21 protein-coding genes are annotated in these 20,192 nt (G+C 62.1%); 11 read left to right on the forward strand and 10 right to left on the reverse strand.

The genetic code is table 11. The features are described from left to right. The first annotated feature begins 1 nt into the window (after nt 1). Genes P8L30_05085 through P8L30_05095 form a run of 3 tightly spaced genes read left to right on the forward strand, consistent with a single transcriptional unit; the run spans nt 2 to nt 4,483 of the window. A complete protein-coding gene (locus P8L30_05085; protein ID MDG2239554.1) occupies nt 2–712 on the forward strand; it encodes a c-type cytochrome in 711 nt (236 codons plus the stop codon). Beyond that, complete coding sequence (locus P8L30_05090; GenBank protein ID MDG2239555.1) at nt 709–2,994, forward strand: tetratricopeptide repeat protein; 2,286 nt, start codon at nt 709–711, stop codon at nt 2,992–2,994. Before P8L30_05085 ends, P8L30_05090 begins: the two co-directional genes overlap by 4 nt. Before the next feature lies 1 nt (nt 2,995). Next, nucleotides 2,996–4,483, forward strand: coding sequence for an amidase (locus P8L30_05095; GenBank protein ID MDG2239556.1), 1,488 nt, complete (start codon nt 2,996–2,998; stop codon nt 4,481–4,483). Nucleotides 4,484–4,498: 15 nt separating this feature from the next. On the opposite strand, the gene P8L30_05100 is transcribed toward P8L30_05095, so the two are convergent. Beyond that, entirely contained in the window at nt 4,499–5,047 is a 549-nt protein-coding gene (locus tag P8L30_05100; GenBank protein MDG2239557.1) for a prolyl-tRNA synthetase associated domain-containing protein, read from the reverse strand. Next, the gene (locus P8L30_05105; protein ID MDG2239558.1) at nt 5,044–6,054 is read right to left on the reverse strand and encodes an alpha/beta hydrolase; all 1,011 of its coding nucleotides are present in this window, start codon (nt 6,052–6,054) and stop codon (nt 5,044–5,046) included. The genes P8L30_05100 and P8L30_05105 overlap by 4 nt, the downstream gene beginning before the upstream one ends. Before the next feature lie 151 nt (nt 6,055–6,205). On the opposite strand from P8L30_05105, the gene P8L30_05110 reads away from it, so the two are divergent. After that, nucleotides 6,206–8,152 (forward strand): PQQ-binding-like beta-propeller repeat protein, encoded by a 1,947-nt coding sequence (locus tag P8L30_05110; protein MDG2239559.1) that lies wholly within the window; start codon nt 6,206–6,208, stop codon nt 8,150–8,152. A 38-nt stretch (nt 8,153–8,190) separates the two neighbouring features. After that, entirely contained in the window at nt 8,191–8,622 is a 432-nt protein-coding gene (locus tag P8L30_05115; GenBank protein ID MDG2239560.1) for a hypothetical protein, read from the forward strand. Between the two features lie 74 nt (nt 8,623–8,696). Here P8L30_05115 and P8L30_05120 read toward each other — a convergent pair whose 3' ends face one another. Then, complete coding sequence (locus tag P8L30_05120; protein MDG2239561.1) at nt 8,697–9,062, reverse strand: cupin domain-containing protein; 366 nt, start codon at nt 9,060–9,062, stop codon at nt 8,697–8,699. Nucleotides 9,063–9,155: 93 nt separating this feature from the next. On the opposite strand from P8L30_05120, the gene P8L30_05125 reads away from it, so the two are divergent. Beyond that, a complete protein-coding gene (locus P8L30_05125; protein ID MDG2239562.1) occupies nt 9,156–10,103 on the forward strand; it encodes an alkaline phosphatase family protein in 948 nt (315 codons plus the stop codon). A gap of 318 nt (nt 10,104–10,421) precedes the next feature. On the opposite strand, the gene ilvA is transcribed toward P8L30_05125, so the two are convergent. Genes ilvA through P8L30_05140 form a run of 3 tightly spaced genes read right to left on the reverse strand, consistent with a single transcriptional unit; the run spans nt 10,422 to nt 13,316 of the window. Then, nucleotides 10,422–11,645 carry a threonine ammonia-lyase gene (gene ilvA / locus P8L30_05130; GenBank protein MDG2239563.1) on the reverse strand — a complete coding sequence of 408 codons (1,224 nt, stop codon included), beginning with the start codon at nt 11,643–11,645 and terminating at the stop codon, nt 10,422–10,424. Beyond that, a complete protein-coding gene (locus P8L30_05135; protein ID MDG2239564.1) occupies nt 11,642–12,052 on the reverse strand; it encodes a hypothetical protein in 411 nt (136 codons plus the stop codon). The genes ilvA and P8L30_05135 overlap by 4 nt, the downstream gene beginning before the upstream one ends. Before the next feature lie 4 nt (nt 12,053–12,056). Continuing rightward, nucleotides 12,057–13,316, reverse strand: a complete 1,260-nt coding sequence (locus tag P8L30_05140) for a DEAD/DEAH box helicase (GenBank protein ID MDG2239565.1) — start codon at nt 13,314–13,316, stop codon at nt 12,057–12,059. Nucleotides 13,317–13,415: 99 nt separating this feature from the next. On the opposite strand from P8L30_05140, the gene P8L30_05145 reads away from it, so the two are divergent. Together P8L30_05145 and P8L30_05150 are read left to right on the forward strand one after the other, a co-directional pair. Further along, nucleotides 13,416–13,982, forward strand: a complete 567-nt coding sequence (locus P8L30_05145) for a low molecular weight phosphotyrosine protein phosphatase (GenBank protein ID MDG2239566.1) — start codon at nt 13,416–13,418, stop codon at nt 13,980–13,982. After that, nucleotides 13,979–14,860: a fructosamine kinase family protein gene (locus P8L30_05150; protein ID MDG2239567.1), complete on the forward strand. Its 882-nt coding sequence runs from the start codon at nt 13,979–13,981 to the stop codon at nt 14,858–14,860. The genes P8L30_05145 and P8L30_05150 overlap by 4 nt, the downstream gene beginning before the upstream one ends. A 15-nt stretch (nt 14,861–14,875) precedes the next feature. On the opposite strand, the gene P8L30_05155 is transcribed toward P8L30_05150, so the two are convergent. Continuing rightward, nucleotides 14,876–16,159 (reverse strand): pyridoxal phosphate-dependent aminotransferase, encoded by a 1,284-nt coding sequence (locus P8L30_05155; GenBank protein ID MDG2239568.1) that lies wholly within the window; start codon nt 16,157–16,159, stop codon nt 14,876–14,878. On the opposite strand from P8L30_05155, the gene P8L30_05160 reads away from it, so the two are divergent. The 3 genes from P8L30_05160 to P8L30_05170 are packed head-to-tail and all read left to right on the forward strand — an operon-like array spanning nt 16,137 to nt 18,647. Further along, the gene (locus tag P8L30_05160; GenBank protein MDG2239569.1) at nt 16,137–16,748 is read left to right on the forward strand and encodes a DsbA family protein; all 612 of its coding nucleotides are present in this window, start codon (nt 16,137–16,139) and stop codon (nt 16,746–16,748) included. The two genes, P8L30_05155 and P8L30_05160, sit on opposite strands and share 23 nt — an antisense overlap. A gap of 39 nt (nt 16,749–16,787) precedes the next feature. Next, complete coding sequence (locus tag P8L30_05165; GenBank protein MDG2239570.1) at nt 16,788–17,090, forward strand: hypothetical protein; 303 nt, start codon at nt 16,788–16,790, stop codon at nt 17,088–17,090. Between the two features lie 15 nt (nt 17,091–17,105). Next, complete coding sequence (locus P8L30_05170) at nt 17,106–18,647, forward strand: DEAD/DEAH box helicase (GenBank protein MDG2239571.1); 1,542 nt, start codon at nt 17,106–17,108, stop codon at nt 18,645–18,647. A 124-nt stretch (nt 18,648–18,771) separates the two neighbouring features. Here the strand turns inward: P8L30_05170 and P8L30_05175 are convergent, their stop codons facing one another. From P8L30_05175 to infA, 3 genes are all read right to left on the reverse strand, one after another. Beyond that, nucleotides 18,772–19,056 carry an HU family DNA-binding protein gene (locus tag P8L30_05175; protein MDG2239572.1) on the reverse strand — a complete coding sequence of 95 codons (285 nt, stop codon included), beginning with the start codon at nt 19,054–19,056 and terminating at the stop codon, nt 18,772–18,774. Between the two features lie 506 nt (nt 19,057–19,562). Beyond that, nucleotides 19,563–19,769: a hypothetical protein gene (locus tag P8L30_05180; protein ID MDG2239573.1), complete on the reverse strand. Its 207-nt coding sequence runs from the start codon at nt 19,767–19,769 to the stop codon at nt 19,563–19,565. 176 nt (nt 19,770–19,945) lie between these two features. Further along, nucleotides 19,946–20,161, reverse strand: coding sequence for a translation initiation factor IF-1 (infA, locus tag P8L30_05185; protein ID MDG2239574.1), 216 nt, complete (start codon nt 20,159–20,161; stop codon nt 19,946–19,948). Nucleotides 20,162–20,192 lie beyond the last annotated feature (31 nt).

Below are 20,192 nucleotides of genomic sequence, written 5' to 3' on the forward strand. Positions count from 1 at the left end.
CATGCGTGCCTTCCTTCTAGTCGCAACCGTCGTTCTGGGGTCGCCGTCCATCGTCGACGCCCAGAGTCCCCGGAACGCCGAACTGACAGCGTTCGAGCGGAGTCGTACTGAGCGCTTCCTGAAGGACCGCCTCGCCTGTCTCGGGTGTCATCGGTTGGGATCGGAAGGAGGGGCGATCGGCCCGGCATTGGACCAGCTCGCAGATCGTTCAGATCTCGACTACGTGGTCCGGATGATCCAGAACCCTTCTGGCACCGTTCCAGGAACGCTCATGCCTCGCCAACCCATGCCGGCCCTCGAGGCGCGTAGGCTCGCGACGTATCTCATGACTATCTCTTCCTCGAGGGCCGCTCCGCCAGCCGCGACACAGGCGCCCCCAGCACTGGCCCCCGGCACCCTGGAGGACGGCCCTGCGCTCTATGCTCGACACTGTGAAGCGTGCCACGGAGAATCTGGAGCGGGAGACGGATGGAATGCGGCGAACCTCCCGACGTCGCCTACATCCCACGCGGACGCCGCTCTTATGAGCGCCCGGGCAGATGACACCCTGTACGACGGCATTTCGGCGGGTGGTTTCGTGTTGGATCGGAGCAATCTCATGCCCGCGTTCGGCGAGCTGCTCTCACCTACCCAGATCCGAGCTCTGGTAGCTCATATCCGGACTCTGTGCGCCTGCGAAGGGCCGCCCTGGTCGAACGGAGCCGTTCGATGAGAGCACTGCAGCACGCCCTGGGGCTCACGCTCGTCCTCGTTGTTGTCGGCTGTGGGAGTGATGCCCCACAGCAGACGGCCACGCTCCTGGCATTCCCCGACCCAATGCCTCGAGCACCCGCCATCGTCCAGCGAGAGGACTTCCTGGGGTCCGAAGCGTGCGCCGACTGCCACTCCGACCAATACGACGTCTGGACCGAATCCACGCACGGGCGCGCGGGTGGCGAGCCGAGCCGCGATGTCATCATCGCTCCATTCAATGCTGTTCCCATCCGATTCGAGAACGGTACCGTCACCCCTCGCATTCGGGGCGGTATTTACGAATTCGCTGTTCAGCAGGACGGGCACAGCGACGCCGTCTATAGAGTCGACGGCGTCATTGGGGGCGCACACATGATTGGGGGCGGCACGCAAGGATTCATAACCCGTGTGGCCGACGGGACCGAGCGTTTTCTCCCGTGGGATTGGTCGTTGGGAGCGGCAGAGTGGTTCTGCAACACGGGGTCGCGCACCAACCAGGGATGGGTTCCAATCACGACCGCCATGGCACTGAGCGACTGTGGCGATTGGCCGCCGATCCGGCCCATTGGGACCGTAGCCCGCTACGCCAACTGCCAAGAGTGCCACGGGAGCCAAATCACGACGACTCTCGATGTGGGTGTCGGATACGACACCCAGTACACCACACTTCAGGTGAACTGTGAATCGTGTCACGGCCCGGGACGTGAGCACGTGGCCATGGCGGAAGGTCCCGGCTTCGCGGACGACGGGGACATCGGGATCCGCAGCTTGGCGTACCTGGACAAGGACGAGTCCCTGGGCGTGTGCTTCCAATGCCACGCGCTGAAGGACGTCCTAAAGGAGGGCTACCTGCCAGGCGAGCCTCTTGAGCAGTACTACGCCCTCAAATTTCCAGTGCTCGGCGACTGGCCCTACTTCGCGGATGGACGTGTTCAGTCGTTCGCATATCAAGGCAATCACCTCGCGAGCGCTTGTTACCTCCAGGGACCCATGGACTGTGTAAGCTGTCACGAGCCGCACTCACAAAACTACTGGGACATCAATCGTGAGCCCCTGGCGAGTCCGTTCGACGACGGCCAGTGCACGGCGTGCCATGCCTCCAAAGCGGTCGACGTGGAGGCGCATACGTTCCACCCTGAAGGCACTGACGGCAGCAAATGTGTTTCGTGCCACATGCCGTACCTGCAACACCCTGAGTTGGGGAACGACATCCCATTCGGCCGTTCGGACCACACCATCGCCAATCCCCGACCCGTCTTCGACGGAGATCTCGGACTCGTTGGTGCATGCGCCCAATGCCACACCGACCGATCGACGTTGCAACTGGAGGGTGAGGTACGGGAGCGATGGGGTGAACCGAAACCACACCGACCCGGGGTCTCCGGCCTGGTGGACGAATTACGAGCCCGCAACGTGAGCGAGGCGGCTGAAATGCTCCTGCATCCAGACGTGACGGACCCGCTCATCCAATTCCAAGGCCTCAGCCGACTGGTGGACGGGTATCTGCGCCCGGACGACCCAACCCTACCCGCACAGGTCCGGTCCGGATTGAGCACGCTCGCCTCGAACGTCGACATGGACGTTCGAGCCCTGGCCCTCGCGGCTCTGCACTACACGAGTGGGAATCAACCTGAGGTCCGTGCTGAGCTCGTCGACGCGCTGACGGAAGCGGACGACGACGAAGCATTGAGAGGACGCTGGCTCCTTGCCCTCGGGTTCCTAGGTGATCGGGATCGTGACGCTGGAGATGCAACGAGTGCTGTTGCTGCCTACGACAAGGCCCTCGAGCTGCGACCGGCCGATCCCCGGATCCTCCGCGCAATCGGACAGATGCACAATCAGACCCAGTCGTTCGGCGAGGCAGTTTCGGCACTCCGACTGAGCCTCTCGATTGAGCAGTCCCACACGCTCACCTGGGTCAACCTGGGCATCGCATTGGCTGGCCAAGGGGATCCGGCCGGCGCACGCCAAGCGTATGAACAGGCCATCTCGCTCAATCCGCACGAGGCACTCGCCCACTTCAATTTGGGCAATCTGCACCGTCGTGCCGATCGGCTGGACGACGCAGCGGAGGCGTACGCCGCGGCCGTCGCGGCAGACCCTGGGCTTGGCGTCGGCCACTTCGAATTGGCACGCGCCTACATTCAGCTCAACCGTCTGCCCGAAGCACTCCCGCACGCACGCCGAGCGGTGGAATTCCGGCCGGACCACGCCAACTCCCGTCAAATGCTCGCAGACTTGGAACAAGCCGTAGGGGGCTGACATGACCCACGACGAATACGTCTCGCACGACGCCACTGCGCTGGCCGTGATGGTACGTGGTGGTCAAGTGACCGCTGTCGAGTTGCTCGAGCTGGCGCTGGCGCGGATAGAAGAGGTTAATCCGGCGCTCAACGCTGTCATCCGACTCATGGAGGAAGATGCGCGGCAGACCGCGGAGCGTGGCGGCACTGAGGGTGTCTTCTGTGGCGTCCCGTTTCTGGCCAAGGATTTATGTTCAAGCTACGCCGGACACCCTACCTCGGGGGGGAGCCGGTTGCTCATGGACCTCGTCATGGACCACGACAGCGAGCTGGCGAAGAGAGTTCGCCGGACTGGTGTGTCCGTCGCCGGGAAGACCAACCTACCAGAGTGGGGCCTTACACCGTTCACGGAATCCGAGCTGTGGGGAGCTTGCCGCAATCCTTGGGACACGAGCCGAACCCCGGGTGGTTCGAGCGGTGGCTCCGCGGCAGCGGTGGCGGCCGGTGTCGTGCCAATGGCTGGCGGCGGCGACGGGGGTGGCTCAATTCGCATTCCTGCATCGTGCTGTGGCCTCTTTGGCCTGAAACCCACGCGCGGCCGAGTCCCGACCGGCCCTGACTTCGGGGAACTCTGGCGAGGCGCTGTCGTCGAACACGTCCTCACACGCTCGGTTCGCGACAGCGCAGCGATGCTCGACGCGACCCACGGGAGAGACGTCGGCGCGCCCTATGAGATCCGCCTCCCGGACCGCCCGTTCGTGGAGGAGGTGGGATCCGACCCCAGCAAGCTCCGCATCGCGTGGAGCACGAAGCCTATCATGGGCTCTTCCGTCGATCCGGACTGTGTAGCTGCTGTTGAGGACGCGGTGTCTCTTCTCACCGAGTTGGGGCACGACCTCGTAGAAGACGCTCCGGAGATCGACGGTGCAGCGTTCTCCCAAGCCTTCTTGAGAATGGTCGCCTCTGAGCTCGGAGCAGACATACGCGACGCAGAAGCGTATCTCGGCCGAAAAGCTCGACGTCACGAATTGGAGCCGCTGACCTGGGCTCTCGGACTGTTGTCCAAGGCGCTCCCAGCCGGCGAGTACGCTTCGGCGCTCCGTACCATGGAGCGGGTGGGTCGAAGCGTCGGTGGCTTCTTCGAGGGGTATGACATGGTCCTCACGCCCACTCTAGCCACGCCGCCGGCAAAGATTGGGTCGTTGATGCCGACCTCAATGGAGATTGCACAACTCAAGATCCTAGGTGCACTGGGGTCAGGTCGACTCATCAAGTGGGCAGGCCTCTTAGAGGAGGCTGCGTCGACCGCGTTCGACTTCATCCCTTGGACGCCCATCTACAACGCAACCGGACAGCCCGCGATGTCGGTCCCGCTCTTCTGGAACGCAGAGGGCCTGCCCATCGGCGTCCACTTCGTGGCTTCGGTCGGAAACGAAGCGTCGCTGTTTCGCCTGGCAGGTCAGCTCGAGACGGCCCGACCCTGGTTCGACCGACGCCCCGACATGTAACCGTCCCCCCCCCGCTTACCCGGACGCGTCGTTTCGCTGGAGTGACGCGATGTCCACCCAGCGGGGCGCATGATCCGCAGCGCCGAGGAATCTCAGCATCCCCTCGGGTGAGACAGCAGTTGTCATGGCATTGTCGAGCGGGTGGAAGTTCCAGACCCGAAACGCCTTCAGGCCCTCGTCGAGCGCAATTTGAACGGCTCCGGTGACGTCGTTTGCCACCCCAAATGGAGTGACCGCCCCAGGGATCACGCCGAGGTAACTCATGAGGCGTTGCGGGCTACCGAACGAGAACCGTTTGTGTCCGAGCGCCTCGGCGAGTGCACGGAGGTCCACCACACGGTCTTCGAGGGCAACGACCAGCCACATCGTCCCCTTCTTGTCCCGCACGAAGAGGTTCTTGGTGTGAGCGCCCTCGATCGAGCCTCGGAGCGCCTTGGCCTCTTCAACGGTAAAGACCGGATCGTGCTCGAACGTCCGGCTGACGATCCCGAGATCTTCGAGGCGCTTGAGTAGTTCGAAGGCAGACAGTGGGGCGGTACCATCAATGAGGAGCCCTTGGCTCACCGCGCATCTCCGATCGCAGCCGTGACAAAATCGAGAACAACTCCGGTGACATTCGTTGTGGACTCGGGCGAGATAATATCGCCGGCCAGGACGTGGTACCCTCCACGTTCGGCCGCAGCCGTCGGGAGCAGACGCTTTGGCAAACCGCCCATGCGCCCGAACATCGCGACAGAGGCGTCCGGGTCGACGACGAGATCCTCCGGCGAGTACATCATCAATGTGGGGACAGTGATTTCATCGAGATCGAGCGTGCGAGTCCGTTCCACGACCGCCATCATCGGGAGCAGCGCGCTGCTGGGGTAACACGTGGTCCAATGAAGCGCCTGTGCCTCGCTGACGGGTTCGAAGCAACGTTCACTACCGAGAGTCACCCGCGCGATCAGGTTGCCCCACGGCCACAATAACAACTGAGCTGCCGCCGAATTGGGTCCGAAGTTCGGACTGAGAAGGACGAGGGTGGCTATGTCTCCGCGAGCCTGCTCTTGAGCGGCGGTCCACGTAGCAAGCGTGGCTCCGGTCGACGTGCCAATCAGAATCACTCGCTCGCCGATCGCACGTCCGACAGCCATCGCTTCGGCGGCGTCATCGAGCCAGTCTTCCGCTCCGACATCACCCATGGCAGCCGCGTCGCGGCCATGCCCCGCGAGCCGCGCATAATACACGTTGGCGCCGAGCGCTTCACCAACCAGACGTGGCACGGGATCGATCTCATGCCGGTCCGCTGAGAAGCCATGCAAGTAAACGATGGAAAGCGGTGTGCGCTCCCGGGCCTCTGGATCCGCCCAGAGTACGGACTTCGCCTCGCCAGATTTGATGCCAGGCACCGCCGCCTCAGACGCCGCCAAGTACGCATCCACGTCACCGCCCACATCCGGCTCGACCCATCTCTCCGCCACGGTCGCCCGCGGGCCGAGAAGCACCGCGATCATCAGCGCTGCCACGGCGACCTTGGGCCAATCTCGGCCCGGCCGGGTCAAAAGAAAGCCCGGAATGGATGATGTCTTCATGGAGTCACAGCTGGGGTATCGAACGCGCCCAACGGTAGTCGGGCCCGTCAGGCTCGGCAACGAAGCGGGCGGATCTGGCGGGCGCACGAAGCTCTCCTAGCTTCCCCGCCAGGATTCGTACTCCACTACCCCAGACGTCCGAGTTCATTCGATGCTTCGACGCAGTCCTGTGGTGACCGTTCTCGCGTATGCTCTTCTCGTGGCCGACCCGGCGGCGCTTCGAGCCCAGGCGGGCGCCCTAGATGGCGAATGGAGTGTCTACGGGGGAGACGCCGGTCACACCCGATATGCTCCCCTCGACCAAGTCGACGCGTCGAACGCCACAGACCTAGAAATCGTCTGGCGTTGGAACGCGCGGAACTTCGGCTATAACCCGTACATTCGAAGCGCGACGACACCGCTCATGGTCAACGGGACGCTGTACGCCACGGCGGGTATTCGGCGCGCGGTCGTCGCAATCGACCCGGGCACCGGAGAGACGTTGTGGACCTGGTCGATGGACGAGGGGGAACGTCTGCGGTCGGCGCCCCGAGCCAACCCCGGTCGCGGGGTCGGATATTGGGACAACGGAGGCGGGACCGGTCGCATCTTCGTCATCACGCCCGGATATCATCTCGTGGCGCTCGACGCCGAGACCGGACGCCCTGAGGCGGCCTTTGGAGATGGCGGCATAGTCGATCTCATGCGAGGGCATCGTGTCCGAGACGGCATCGACCTTGTCGGCACAATCGGGGCGAGTTCTCCACCCACAGTAGTTGGGGATGTCGTCGTCGTGGGTTCAGCTCAGCACGTGGGCTCCCAACCGCCGTCGCGAAGCAACACGCCGGGCGATGTCCGTGGCTTTGACGCTGAAACCGGTGCACTTCTCTGGACATTCAAGACGATTCCCGAGTCTGGTGAAGCCGGAGCTGAGACCTGGCAGGAGGGCTCCGCTGCGTACACCGGGAACGCCGGGGTTTGGGCTGCGATGTCGTTCGACCCTGAGACCGGGTTCGTTTATTTGCCTACTGAGGCGGCCACTGGAGACTTCTACGGCGGTCACCGGCCCGGTGACAACCTGTTCTCTTCGAGCCTCGTGTGCTTGGACAGCCGGACAGGTGAAGTTGTTTGGCATTTCCAAACGGTTCACCACGACATCTGGGACTTCGACAACCCGACCGCACCGATCCTGGCGGACATCGAAATCGCTGGCGAATCCAAGAAGATCGTGGCCCAGATCACGAAACAGGGCTTTGTCTTCGTCTTCGACAGAATCAGTGGCGAGCCGATTTGGCCGATCGAGGAACGGGCAGTCCCACAGAGCGTCGTACCGGGTGAGTGGACCTCGCCTACACAACCGTTTCCGACCCGTCCCGCTCCATTCGACAGAGCCGGCTTCACAGAGGACGACCTGCTCGACTTCACCCCGGAGATCCGCGCCCGTGCGGTCGCAGTCGCCAGCCGTTTTCGCATGGGGCCGCTCTACACACCCCCTTCGCTGGAAGTGGAAGAAGACGGGACGGAAGGAACGCTCATGCTCCCGCACTCCACAGGTGGCGGAAACTGGGAAGCAGGCGCACTCGATCCCGAGACCGGCTTCCTGTACATCGGCTCACAGACCAACCCGTACGTGCTCTCCCTAATAGAGGGCGGCGATCGTTCCGACATGCGGTACATCCAAGGGCGGAAGAACGCCCAGATCGCGCCTGGAGTACCCCTGGTGAAGCCGCCATGGGGTCGCATCACCGCGATCGATCTGTCCACTGGAGAACACGCATGGATGGTCCCCAACGGTGACACGCCGCCGCATATCGCGCGCAGGCTGGAAGTCGACCCCTCCACCCTTCCCCGCACCGGGAAGATCTCGAGAGCCGGCACACTCGTGACAAAGACGCTCCTGTTCGCCGGCGAGGGCATGTCGGGCGATCCGGTCTATCGGGCGTACGACAAAGCTACCGGTGATATCGTAGCCAGGATCGATCTTCCGAACGCGGAGGCCGGACTTGCCATGACCTACATGCACAGGGGACGGCAGTACATCGTCGTATCGGTGGGAGGAGGAGGAGAGCCGGCAGAACTTGTGGCGCTCGCCTTACCGAGGGATGGATCTCAGCCCTAGGATCTAGGCGCCCTCCCTCGGCACCAAACGGAGCAGACATGCTTGGCAGGGAAGACGCCATCGGCCATCCTGCGCTCACGGATCGACCGAGCGGACTCGCGAATCGGCTGCACTTTGAATTGGGTTACAGCTACTTGTCCGGAGCCGGCGACCGGGGAGTAACGCTCACCATTCTTTTGATCTCGATCGGGACATCGGACATGGAGACGGGGGACCCTGGCGGCCTGCGAACCATTGGAGCGAAACTCCAAGAGACCACCCGGACCTCCGACCTCGCGGGGCACCTAGGTCACGGACGTTTCTCAGTCCTGCTGCTCGGTACGAACCTGCAAGGAGGTCGTATTACCGCGGACCGAGTCGAATTGGCTCTTGCCGAGATCGCGCCCCTCTCAATCGGTCTCGCCGCCTATGGCGTCGACATGAAAGAATCGTCGAATCTCTTGGAGGCAGCCGGGCCCGCTCGTCGCTGACACCGCGCGTGAGTGCGTCGACGACATGCGCGTTCTCACGCAGGCGACGGAATAGCACGTGGGCGTCCACTAGGTCAGCAGCCCTCTTCGACCAACTCGATGGTATCGGGCGTGTTCGGCACGACACAAAGGAATTCGAAGGGCTCGTCCCCCGCATTCGCCTGATAGGTATGCGGAACTCCGGCTGGGATGTAGACGACGTCCCCAGTCTTCACCTGATGCACATCATCCCCGATCACGACCCGCGCACCACCCCTCAAGACGTACTGCTCGTGCTCTACTTTGTTCGTGTGCATGGGCATGCCGCCGCCAGGCTGCATGATGAAGCGTCGCATCGCGAAGTTGGGGCCTTGGTCCGGCCCAATGAGCACCTGCATCTCTGTCTCGGTTCCTGCTTTCACGAGTTGCTTCGGCAACGCTTCGGCGTGCTGGACGGGCATTACTGGCTCCTGTGGTGGTTGTGTCCCAATGTGGGGGCGAGCGCCGGTCCGAGCCAACCGATCGACCGGTCGATTTCTTCACTCGGAGGTAACGTGCTCGAACGACAGACCCCATCCAACTCTCTCATTGCGCTGGCACTCCTCGCGACCATCAACTTCACCGTCTGCGGGCAGGGCACGGATCAGGAAGCAAGAACGGATCTGACCCCGAAGGTCCTCCTGATCGGGATCGACGGGATTCGCCCGGACGTGCTCGCTGCCGTCGCGACACCTAACATCGATGCACTGATTGCCAACGGCATCTTCTCGGATAAAGCACGGACGGGGTACCCCTCTGTGAGCGGACCCGGGTGGTCATCCATGTTGAACGGCGTCTGGCCTGCCAAGCACGGAGTCACCGGAAACAACTTCGAGAACGACCGCTTCGAAACGTATCCGGACTTCCTAACGCGCATCGAACAGATTCGCCCGGAACTCGAGACGTTCGCTGTGATGGATTGGACGCCGCTTGGCGCGTCCGAGGATCAACGGCACACGATCAGCGACAACATCGACACGAAGATCGTGCTCGATGGTTACGAGCACGGGTGGGTCGAGGCTGATTCGATGTCGGTTCAGCTCACCGTGGAAGCGCTCGCGGAATCGAATCCGGACGCTCTCTTTGTCTACCTGGGCAATCCCGACGAGACGAGCCATCACTTCGCATCGATTGGGGACGAGTACCGCGAAGCGATCCGGGTCGCTGACCATCACGTGGGTCTTCTCATGGCTGCCGTGAAGGCGCGTGCCACCTACGACGACGAGGACTGGCTCATCCTGTCGAGCACCGACCACGGACGCACAATCGACGGCGATCACGGTGGCGACACGCCGGAAGAGCGGACGATCTACTACCTCGCGAGTGGTCTCTCCGCCGGGCGTGGTCTCCTGACCGACTCCACGTTCATCGTTGATATCCCCGTCACCGCCCTGACGCACCTCGGGCTGGAGATCGATCCCGCATGGGATCTGGATGGACGCGCCGTGGGTCTCGCGCGGTAGCACCCGACGAAACCACTGGACGAACAAAAGGCCCAGCGAGGCTTTCACCTCACTGGGCCCGGCAGCGGCACCTGCGACCCTCCCGCCAACAGGCACCCCTAATCGATTTCGATTCACCGAAGACTCCTGCCCTGAACCTCCGGTGAACCCAGGGCCGGCCCGACAGGGGCGGGTAGAGGTTGCTGGACCTCAGGTGCCCGTCAGTGTTCACGGCCCTTGAATGCGTACGACAAGGATACCGGTTCGATCGGGACACTTCCGTCGGGAAATCATGGACGTGACTGTGGGGGATTTCCCTACCGACGTGCACGCTTCGTGTTAGTTCGCTTGCTCCACTCGATGCCCGAGCGCTTCGAGGCCGCGAACGATCTCCTCAGCGTGCTCCCGACCCCGAGTCTCCATCTGTATCACGATGCCCACATCTCCAACGGAGATGTCAGCAAACGCACGACGATGGACAGTCTCCAACACGTTGCCCCCCATGTCAGCGACGGCGCGCGACAGGCCAGCCAATGAACCAGGGCGGTCCTTCACCGTAACGGACAGCCGGACGAGACGGCCGTCGAAGACCAGCCCCCGGTCAATGATCCGAGAGATCATGTTGATGTCGATGTTTCCGCCCGACAGGACAAACACCGCCGTGTCGTCCTCGGCCACTCGAATACGATCCGTCATCAGAGCCGCGACCCCGACCGCACCCCCGCCCTCCACAACGGTCTTCTTTCTCTCGAGAAGCAGCAGGATAGCCGCAGCGATCTCCTCTTCACCGACCGACACCAAGTCGTCCACGTAGTGTTCGATCATGGGAAACGTGAGGTCTCCGACTCGCTTCGTAGCGATGCCGTCAGCGAGCGTGTCGGAGTGAGCAATTTTCACGACTTCGCCAGCGGCCCGTGAAGCCATAGCCGACGCGGCGGCGTCCGCCTCCACGCCCACGATCCGAACGCTCGGCTTCACTTCCTTCACCGCCTGTGCGATCCCGGAGATCATCCCTCCCCCGCCAAGCGGTACCACGAGCAGATTCAGATTCGGCACCTGCTCTAGAATCTCGAGGCCTATCGTGCCCTGCCCTGCGATCACCGCGTGGTCATCGAAAGCGGGCACCATCACCAACGACTCTTCCTCGACAAGACGGTTCGCTACGACCGCCGCGTCGTCCAAGATGGTTCCGGACTGAATCACCCGAGCACCGAATCCCCTCGTGTTGACCACCTTGGTGAGCGGCGCGTTCTCGGGCATCACGACGGTGACCGGAATGCCAAGGCGACCGCCGTGGTACGCTAGCGCCTGAGCATGGTTGCCCGCGCTGGCCGTTACTACGCCCCGTGCGCGTTCGTCAGGAGAAAGCTGAAGCAACCGATTGAGCGAGCCCCGGTCCTTGAATGAACCCGTTCGCTGGAGGTTCTCGAACTTCAGGTGATGCGAACCCGCTGCTACGTCCCCGAAGGCTCGAGTCTGGGTGCACGGCGTCGCAACAATCCCATCACGAATACGCTCGGCGGCCGCTACGATCGCCGGGCGGCCGGGTCCGAGCTGACTCACACTCCCCGGCTGTGTACCGCAACGCGAAGCGCCGGAGCGATGGTGTAGTCGAAGTGCAGCTTGTTTTCCCCTTCTACGATCACATTCGAGGTCTGCTGCCGCGTCTTGGGGTAGTCGTGGCCCTGTTCATTCTCAATGACGAGGAACTCACCGTCGCTCAGCCCTTCGATCAGCTTCTCGACCTGCTCCTGGAGGCGATCCAACAGCACCTGTTCCGTATGGTCCTGCACATCCCCCTCCGCTTCGGCGAGGAGCTCGTGGGTGGAGAGCTTCGGGAAGCCAGTCTCGAAGTCCTCGCTGGGAATCGATTCTTGGTGATTCCGGCGAAAGCCGACCTCATTCAGCGCTTTGGAGTCGAAGTTCAGATCAACGCTCTGAAAAGAGGTCCCATAACGGCGAAACATCATCGAATCAGGATCCGGGATTGAGAAGCTCGGCCAATTCTTCCGGGCTCAGATCAGAGGCAGACTTGGTACCCATGCCACCGGGAGTGCGGGATTTGCCCGCTCGCCGAGCAGCGGCGCGCGACTCCGTCTGCGGAGTCCCCGCGTAGTCGAATTCCGGAAGGTGAATACGCTCCACCACTCGGTCGAGCCGGTGCTCGAGGCTCTTGAGGGCACCTAAGTCACCCGCAGTCACAAACGTCACCGCGGTGCCGGTGGCGCCGGCTCGGCCGGTTCGACCAATCCGGTGGACATAGTCCTCCGGGTCGAGAGGAACGTCATAGTTCACGACGTGGCTGATGCCCTCGACGTCCAGGCCACGCTGTGCGACGTCGGTCGCAACCAAGACACGGACCTTTCCGGTCGCAAACCGCTCGAGCGCGCGCGTCCGTTGTTTCATGGCGCGATTGGAGTGCATCACATCCGTCTTGATGCCCTCACGCTGCAGCATGGCGTCGAGTACATCGGCACCGGCCTTCGTCCGGGTGAAGATCAGGACCTGCTCCCACTCCGGTCCGCTGATCAGCGATCGCAGGAGGTCCGGCTTCTTCTCAGGCTTGACCGAGTAGAAGAACTCCTCGATGCCGTCCGCAGTCGTCCCTGGAGGCGTGGCTTCGATCCAGACCGCGTCCTTGGTGAGCCGCAGCGCGAGGTCGTGCACGCCATTCGGCATCGTTGCACTGAAGAGCATGGTCTGGCGCTTACCCGGTGCTCCTCTCAGAACGTCCTCAATCTGTGGCCGGAAGCCCATGTCGAGCATACGGTCCGCCTCGTCCAACACCAGGTACCGCATGTTGCTCAGGTCCACGCGTCTCGACTGCATGTGGTCAATGAAGCGCCCGGGCGTGGCGACGATGATTTCGTATCCTTCCTCGAGCGCTTTGATCTGCGGTGGGTAGGGTACGCCTCCGAAGATGGCCTCGGTCCGAATGTTCGTGCCCTTGGACAGCGAGATGGAATCGTCACACACCTGCTGTGCGAGTTCACGCGTCGGACACAGGGCGAGAACCTGGAGCCCACCACCCGCGGTCACCCTCTCGAGCGCGGGGATCATGAAAGCTCCGGTCTTGCCGGTTCCGGTCTGGGCAATGCCCACGACGTCCGTACCAGCCAGGCCCGCGGGGATCGCTTGGGCTTGAATTGGCGTGGGGAGACTCCATCCGAGGGCTTCGATCGCTGCGAGGCGATCATCGGACAGGTTCAACTGGTTGAAATGAGTGACTTCCACTCAGGCATCTCGATGCACGGGAGTGCGCTTAAGAGAGAAGTAAACCGTGCGCACCAACGGATCGTGAAAAAGTAACCGGCTTTCTTGCCAAGGGTGAGGGTGAGCGGCAAGTTGGCCGCCTCTACTGGGGCAGACGGCCTCAGATCGATCAACATTCTGACCCAGAGTCCGATGGCCGCGACCTCACCCGCGCCCGCTCTTACGTCTGTTCTTTTTGTCTGCCTCGGCAACATCTGCCGCTCCCCTCTCGCCGAGGGCGTCTTCCGCCATCTCGTGGAAGAAGCAGGCCTGTCCGATCAGTTCGAGATCGACAGCGCGGGTACCGGATCCTGGCATGTCGGCGAGCGTCCCGACGCCCGATCGATCCTCGTGGCGGAACAGCATGGGGTCGGCCTCGACTCGCGCGGTCGCCAGGTTCGGTCCGCGGATTTCGCAGACTTCGACTACATCATCGCGATGGATCGAGACAATCTCCACACCTTGGAACGCATGCGTGATGGAGAGGGCTCCCATGCCCTGATCCAGCTTCTACGTTCCTACGAAGACAAGCCTGACAGCGACGAAGTACCCGACCCCTACTACGGCGGCGCGAGTGGCTTCGAGAATGTCTACAAGATGGTAAGGCGTTCATGCAAAGGCCTTCTGCACCGCCTCCGAGCTGAGTGAACCTCCCGAAAGAGCTCTCGGCATCTGTCGAAGACGCCCTCGGTATTTCTATCATCGGGGCCACACCGGTCAGCGGGGGGTCCATCAACGACACGGCCCGCGTCGACAGCTCTGACGGGCGATCTTACTTCCTGAAATCGAACCGAAGCGCCGGTCCTGGGATGTTCGAAGCAGAAGTCGACGGCCTGTCCGCACTAGCGAACGTGTCCGGAGTACGCGTGCCGCAGCCGTTGGCCCACGGGGTCGATGACAAAGACACTGCGTGGCTCCTTATGGAATACATCATTCCAGGAGCCGCGACCCCATCCTACCAAGAGAGCCTCGGCCAAGGCCTCGCCGCGGTGCACCGACAGGCGGCATCCAAAGACTTCGGATGGAACCGGGACAATTGGATCGGGTCTCTGCCCCAATCCAACGCAGCAACAGCAACGTGGCCGGACTTTTGGCGAGATCAGCGAATCGCTCCGCAATTAGACCTCGCTCGCCAGCAAGGGCTGTTGACCGAGACGACCATGGATCAGGTCCTCGAGGTCATTCCAGCGGCCCTCAGGGACATCACCGAGGCAGGGCTCGTACACGGCGACCTGTGGAGCGGCAACACCTACGCTGCACAAGACGGCACTCCAGTGTTGATCGATCCAGCGGTGTACCGTGGGCACGGAGAGGTCGACCTGGCCATGAGCGAACTCTTTGGAGGCTTCGGTCAGGGCTTCTACGACGCGTACGACAGCGTCACCCCCATCTCGGACGAATACGAGGTCTTTAGGCGTGACCTGTACCAGCTCTACTTCCTGCTCGTCCACGTGAACCTGTTCGGCGCCTCCTACGTCCCGGCGTCGCTGGCAGCGACGAGGCGAGTGGTGGCAGGGCTCGCGTAACCCGACCGAAGGATTCTAGACCGGCGCGCCAACCATCGCAGCAATCCGACCCAGAGCATCTTCTAGGACTTCGTCGGCCGCCGCATAGCTCATCCTCACCCAGCGGTCATCACCGAAGGCAGCGCCAGGTACCAACGCCACTCCCTGCTCTTCGAGCAGACGGCCGCACCACGCGGTCGCGTCCTGGATCTCGTCGTCGAAGAGAGAATCCACACGGAAGTACAGATAGAACGCTCCCTCCGGGCGAATGAAAGGCAGATCGGGCATGAACTCGGTCATGCGGGCAGTCACGAGATCCCGACGGCGCCTGAACGCCTCACCCATGGACCGCATGGACTCCGAGGCCGCTTCGACATTCGAGAATGCCTCGATCGCGGCAACCTGTGACGGCGTCGTCGTGTTCGAGGTGATCTGGCTCTGCAAGGCAGTGAACTTCTTCGCCACATCGTTGGAGCAATACGAGAAGCCGACTCTCCATCCGGTCATCGCATAACTCTTGGAAGCACCGTCTACGAGCACGAAATCACCCACGGACGATTCCGGCAAATTCAGGAAACCCGGTGCAGCCTCATGCGCGGGGTCGTGATAGATGTTGCGATAGATCTCGTCGCTGACGACCCAAATTTTCTTGTCGCGAGCCCACTGCGCGATCGCGTCGAGCTCGTCGAGAGTGTAGACCGCTCCGGTCGGGTTGCACGGAGTGTTCAAAACCAACCCGCGCGTACGGTCCGTCACCACTCGGTCGAGATCCGCGGTGGTGATCTTGAAGTCGTTGTCTTCCTCGCCGAAGACCGTAATCGGCTCGGCACGCGAGATGGACACCAGCGCGGGATACGTCGTCCAGTACGGGGCCGCGATGAGCACTTCGTCTCCCGGACCAAACAGAGTGAAGAACGCGTTGAACAGCGCCTGCTTCACACCAGCGGTGACCACGACCCCGTTCGCATCGATGGCCCGCCCCGCGCGCGCCTCCAAATGCGCCGCGATCGCACTCTTCAGTTCCGGAAGCCCCGCAGGTGGCGTATACCGCGTCCGGCCGTCTCGGATACCCTGTACGGCGGCATCAGCAATGAAGATGGGCGTGTCGAAGTCCGGCTCACCGGCACTCAGATTCACGACATCACGGCCTTCGCCGGCCAGCTTTTTCGCCAGCGTGCTGACGGCAATGGTGGCCGATGGCTTGAGCGTCTCGATGTTTGAGCTGTACTGCATGTCTGCCTCACTGAGTATCTGCGGGTTCAGAGTATAGCCAGGGAAGCGGGTCGGAAGCAGGGCAATGCCCTGGTCGATTGGTAACACCGGAGACACCTTTGCGGCCATGATCGCCACCTTACCCAAATACTACTTCGATGCCGTCGACCCCGTGTCCTTCCTCATGGACCGCGAGATACGGGCCGTGGAGGACGAGTCCGGCCTTCGCGTGACACGCGTGCCCTTCGAGCTACGCCCCGCCCCGGCAGAGCTCACGGACCCGACAGACCCATTTTGGGCGTCTCGTTGGTCAGAAGCGCAGTCACTCACGGCGGAGTCTCTCCTCGTGCCGCATTTGGTTCCCCGGTCACGGAAGGCGCACGAACTCTTCTTGCACGCGGAAACAAGCGGACTGGGGCGTGACGCGCTTGAGGAGATCTTCAACGCTTTCTTCGTGAAGGGACTCGACATCGGAAGGGTCGACGTTCTCGTGGGAATCGGCCGAAGCTTGGGCCTGGACCACACGGAGACGAAGGCAGTCTTGGACGTGGACCGGTTCGAGGCCGAGGCCGGGCACCTGACAGAAACGGCTGATGCCGCCGGAGTCAGCATCGTCCCGTGCTTGGTAACACCCGACACGCGCCTCGAGGGCTTCCACAACCAGGCTGCCATCGGCACCTTACTAGCCGGCCGGTAACGGCCTTTTACAGTGCGACCTGAACCCAGAACGGGCACCATGGCAGGATATCAGCGGAAGACGGCATTGGCGCCGACTGAAGTGCTGGCCGAAGCGGAGGAGTTTCTCCCCGACATGCTCGGCCTCACGCAGTCGAAGAGCACGGGCCACAGCGCGACTTACAACGGAGCGGAGGGCACTGTCACGGTGACCGCACACCGGCACGGCCCGTATACGGACGTTGTTGCGACGACGGACCGGCTGCGTACCTCTCGCATGGACTACGAAGTTCAGCGCCTCCTGAACCAGATGCCGTACGAGCCAGGTGACCGCGGTGGTCCCGGGTCCGGCGAGCCGAGCTAAACGGCCTAATAAAAAGTGAACTCTTTTGAAGAGCTCGGGCTCAGACCTGAGCTAGCCGAGGCGCTTGCCTCGGAAGGGATCGAAATTCCAACGCCGCTGCAGGAAGCAGCCGTGCCCGTGCTTCGACGCGGAAACAACCTCCTACTCGCGGCAGGCCCCGGCAGTGGGGTTACCATCACATGGAGCGCGGCACTGCTCGATCGGATCGAGGTGGGCGAAGCCCTACCGCAGGCCATCGTGTTGGCGCCTTCGGCTGAGAGAGCAGACCATCTGGCTGGAACGGTGGGACGCCTGGCAGCATCGACCGGTCATTCGGTCGCCGCCCTCGGCTCTCATTGGGTGCTTCCGGAGAAAGCGACACTCCTGTTCGGGACACCTGCTGATGTTTTGGCCGCCACAAAGGACGGCTCGATCAAGCTCGACGCGGTCAAGGCTCTGATCATCGAACAAATGACGCAGATGGAGGCGTTCGGAGGAGTCGATGAAGTAGAGCGTGTCCTCGAGTACCTCCCGAAAGAGTGCCAGCGGGTCGTGACCGCGTTGCCGGTGACAGAAGGCGTCGCTGCCTTCGTGGACACCAACGTCAAACGTGCGATGACGCTCCCGGGTGAAGACACCTCTTCGAAGGATGGGCCTCAGCGCGGCACGCTTCGGTTCCGCATCGCACCCGAGCCCAGAGAAGCCGCCGTACTGGAGCTCGTCGATAGCCTCCTAGCGGACAACTTCCGACACGTCCTGGTATTCTGCCGCGGCGAGGACCGGGCAGCCGACGTCGGAGACTACCTCACGCTACACGGGTACGTGGCAGGGGCGCCCGGAGACCCCTCGGTGCCTGTATGGCTCGGTGTGGACGCGCTAGAGGCCAGAGAGGCCGTTCAGGGCGTCGAAGGCGTTGCCGTACTCAGCTGTGACGCACCGACCGATTCCGACACCATGGATCGCCGGCACGCGCTGTCCGAGACGAACCTTGTCGTAGTCCTCGCCCGTGAGATCCCGCACCTCCGCGCCACGGCGCGACAGACCGGCTACACGGTGATTCCGTCGCCGCCGGCAGAAGATGCCTCGCATAACGCTGTGGCGCAGATCCACTCGATGTTGCGCGAAGCGGTCCAAAGGGAAGACACCGCGCCTTACCTTTTGGCCTTGGAACCGCTGTTCACCGAATTCGCGCCAGCCGAGATCGCGGCGGCGGCGGTGGCGTTGTTGCGAAAAGGCACTGGCGCCGGCGCTGCCGCCGCCGCGGTACCTCCGGCACCTCGCGCCCCGGGTGCCCAGCCGGCTTGGGCCAAACTCTTTCTGGGCGTGGGCGAACGGGACGGCGTCACCACAGGAGACCTTTTGGGGGCGATTACCGGCGAAGCCAACGTGAACGGCGAGGCGGTCGGCCGAATCGATATCAAGGAGAGCCACACGCTCGTTGAGGTCCACGACGACATGGCTCAACAGGTCATCAAGTCATTGAACGGCACCACGATTTCAGGACGGGCCGTGAGAGCCGATTTCGATCGGCCCAAGAGAGGCGGCGGCGGATCGCGACAAGGCCCTCCGACCCGCTAGTGCCAGCGCTTTCCTAGGCAGCGCACAAGAAAAGAGGCCGCACCACCGAAGGGGTACGGCCTCTTTTTTTTCATTGTGTCTGTCAGCCGGTGCGGCGCCGGCTAGCCAGACGTACCAACGCTTTTTACTTGATCGCGTCTTTGAGACCCTTACCGGCGCGGAAGCCGGGGGTCTTCGTAGCTTGGATCTGGATTGCTTCACCCGTGCGAGGATTACGGCCCATGCGGGCCTTCCGGTGCTTGGACTCAAACGTACCAAAACCGGTGATCTGCACACGGCGATCACCCTTGAGTGCCGCGGAGATAATGCCGCCGGACGGGGCAAAAAGCGCGTCGACTGCACGCGATGCATCGGCCTTCGTCATGCCAGTCGCGTTGGCAAGTTCGTCCACGAGATCGGACTTGTTCATTAGGCTGCTCCTAGTAACAAGAATAGTGTTTAAATGTCGCGGCCGAAGCCGCCCTTCTTGCAGGCCTAGAGCGCTTGCTCCAGTTCGCTACCAGATCACCTGAAAAGCCGCATCATTCAAGTGTTCTTGGCCCTGCGGATCACAATTGAACCAACGGTAAGTGTGCCCGGAAGGCAGGTCAAGAGACAAATCATCAAAATGCCGCATAACTCCTAGCTTCCTGGCAGGTTGAGACGGCTATTTGCGTTTTCGACTCCACAATTCGGAAACGAGTTGCCCGAGTATCGACTTAAGAAACCATGATACGCTTTCTGCCCCGATTTCTCTGGGCTTTCCTAGCCCATAGGAGTCCTCGTCGTTGTGGGCACGGCGGGATACCTCCTGATCAATCGTTCGGCGAGCACGAAGCTGGAAGCCTACGTGAACTGACCGAACACGCCTGAACGAAAAAAGGAGCCACGGGAGATATGTCCCCGGGGCTCCTTCCTATTCCTGCTCAGTCGAGTCTACTCGACCACGATCTCATCAGCCTTCTGGCGCTTCTTGAACATCGAGTAGACGAAGAAACCAACCGCCGCGATGAGCGCAAACTTCATCGTCATCGCCAAGATCCCGATGAACATGCCGAACAGCGGGAACATGATCCCGAGCAAGAACTTCAAAAGCACGAGTCCGGTTACGCCGGCGAATGACACTGCTGCAAACGTCCGCATCTCAAAAACCTCCAAGCACTTCTTCAAGTTCATTCAGATTTGGGACCCTACGGGTGCCGCGAAGCGGGGGTTTCGCTCGGCGAGTCCCGAGGAGTGGCGGATAACTGAAAGAGCCCGCGGCCCCTGAGGGGTGCGGGCTCAGTCGCACGAAGCGACGAACTGCTATGTGGTTCCGCCTATTTGTACCGGTAGGTCACTCGGCCACGCGAGAGGTCATATGGAGACAGCTCGCACTTCACACGGTCGCCTTCCAGGACGCGGATATAGTTCTGACGCATCTTCCCCGATAGGTACGCGAGTACCTCATGGCCATTCTCGAGCAAGACCCGGAACGTTGCATTCGGGAGCACTTCGCTGACCGTGCCTTCAATTTCAATCGCATCTTTTCCCACCCGTAATCTTCGCCTGCTTTAAGGTGTTTAG

The sequence above is a fragment of the Longimicrobiales bacterium genome (assembly GCA_029245345.1).
GTDB lineage: Bacteria > Gemmatimonadota > Gemmatimonadetes > Longimicrobiales > Gaopeijiaceae > CALFPJ01.

What these genes read in the sequence shown, in the direction of transcription:
- P8L30_05085 (MDG2239554.1), top strand. Translation starts at nt 2, where the DNA reads ATGCGTGCCTTCCTTCTAGTCGCAACCGTCGTTCTGGGGTCGCCGTCC.
- P8L30_05090 (MDG2239555.1), top strand. Translation starts at nt 709, where the DNA reads ATGAGAGCACTGCAGCACGCCCTGGGGCTCACGCTCGTCCTCGTTGTT.
- P8L30_05095 (MDG2239556.1), top strand. Translation starts at nt 2,996, where the DNA reads ATGACCCACGACGAATACGTCTCGCACGACGCCACTGCGCTGGCCGTG.
- P8L30_05105 (MDG2239558.1), bottom strand. Translation starts at nt 6,054, where the DNA reads ATGAAGACATCATCCATTCCGGGCTTTCTTTTGACCCGGCCGGGCCGA.
- P8L30_05110 (MDG2239559.1), top strand. Translation starts at nt 6,206, where the DNA reads ATGCTTCGACGCAGTCCTGTGGTGACCGTTCTCGCGTATGCTCTTCTC.
- P8L30_05115 (MDG2239560.1), top strand. Translation starts at nt 8,191, where the DNA reads ATGCTTGGCAGGGAAGACGCCATCGGCCATCCTGCGCTCACGGATCGA.
- P8L30_05120 (MDG2239561.1), bottom strand. Translation starts at nt 9,062, where the DNA reads ATGCCCGTCCAGCACGCCGAAGCGTTGCCGAAGCAACTCGTGAAAGCA.
- P8L30_05135 (MDG2239564.1), bottom strand. Translation starts at nt 12,052, where the DNA reads ATGATGTTTCGCCGTTATGGGACCTCTTTTCAGAGCGTTGATCTGAAC.
- P8L30_05160 (MDG2239569.1), top strand. Translation starts at nt 16,137, where the DNA reads ATGCCCTGGTCGATTGGTAACACCGGAGACACCTTTGCGGCCATGATC.
- P8L30_05165 (MDG2239570.1), top strand. Translation starts at nt 16,788, where the DNA reads ATGGCAGGATATCAGCGGAAGACGGCATTGGCGCCGACTGAAGTGCTG.
- P8L30_05175 (MDG2239572.1), bottom strand. Translation starts at nt 19,056, where the DNA reads ATGAACAAGTCCGATCTCGTGGACGAACTTGCCAACGCGACTGGCATG.
- P8L30_05180 (MDG2239573.1), bottom strand. Translation starts at nt 19,769, where the DNA reads ATGCGGACGTTTGCAGCAGTGTCATTCGCCGGCGTAACCGGACTCGTG.